The 1102-nt window shown below is 44.7% G+C and carries 2 protein-coding genes; one reads left to right on the forward strand and one right to left on the reverse strand.

All coding sequences use genetic code 11. The features are described 5' to 3' along the window. On the forward strand, positions 1-601 hold a 601-nt coding region (locus tag R7P35_RS25835), incomplete at its 5' end, for an EAL domain-containing protein (RefSeq protein ID WP_318093309.1). 79 nt (positions 602-680) lie between these two features. Here R7P35_RS25835 and mtnN read toward each other — a convergent pair. Continuing rightward, a partial coding sequence (gene mtnN / locus R7P35_RS25840) for a 5'-methylthioadenosine/S-adenosylhomocysteine nucleosidase (RefSeq protein WP_318058544.1) occupies positions 681-1102 on the reverse strand: 422 nt, incomplete at its 5' end.

Here is a 1102-nt window from a genome sequence, read left to right on the forward strand (position 1 = left end):
TGCCAATGCAACCGAGGAATACCATCATTTAAGAAGCATTTTTGGCAAAGACATTGTCCTGTCCATCAACCTTTCATCGGCCGAATTAAACTCGTTAGAAATGGCGCAATTTATTCATAAACACGTAACGAGAAATGGCATCAAACCAGAATGTATCGAACTAGAGATTACCGAGACGTTTGCCGCGGAACAGCAAGGCACGGCATTGCTTGATGAGCTTTCGAAACTGGGTTATCGACTTGCTATTGATGATTTCGGCTCTGGCTACACGTCGCTCACTCAGCTTGTTCAATATCCAGTACAAAAGATTAAGTTTGACCGAGAGTTTCTACTGACGTTGATGAATACCAATAATGGACACGTGATCAAACCGATCATTGAGCTGTGCCATGCTCAAAACAAAACCGTGACCGCCGAAGGCATTGAACACGACGTTATGCACAAATGGTTGTCCGCTTATCGATGTGATTTCATGCAAGGATACTTGTTCGGAAAGCCAATGGACAAAGAGCAACTTAGCTTGTGGTGGAAATCGGCCAACGATGACAATCGATTCTCTCAGCCGCTTACAACCAAACTCGCGGCTGAGGGTGGAATTTGAAGGTAAAGAATCGATAATGTTTACTTTGACGAACTCATAAAAAAGCAGCACTTAATGTGCTGCTTTTCGTATTCTCACCCTATTGCATGCGCTTAAGCATGTTGAGCGTAATGGTTGCTGAGTTATCTGCCGTCGCTTTTTTCAGCTCAGAATAAACCACATCAGCAGAACCATCCGCTTTGTCGGAAATCGTGCGGATGACAACATACGGAACCTTAAAGGCGGTTGCAACTTGTCCCAATGCTGCACCTTCCATTTCAACGGCCATCGCGTTGAACTCTTGGTAGATGCCCGTGACTTTTACTTTACTGGCGATAAATTGGTCACCAGAAGCAATGATGCCTCGGAACACACTCTCTTTGCCTAACGTCTCCACCGCTGCTTCATACGCGTAATTTTGTAGCGCTTTGTCAGCATAAAAGTAACGCTCTTGATAGTCCGGTAATAACCCTTTCGGTTTGTTGAATGCGGTTAAATCAACGTCATGGTGTACAGTGCGAG

The organism is Vibrio sp. Vb0304 (assembly GCF_033338995.1).
Lineage (GTDB): Bacteria > Pseudomonadota > Gammaproteobacteria > Enterobacterales > Vibrionaceae > Vibrio > Vibrio alginolyticus.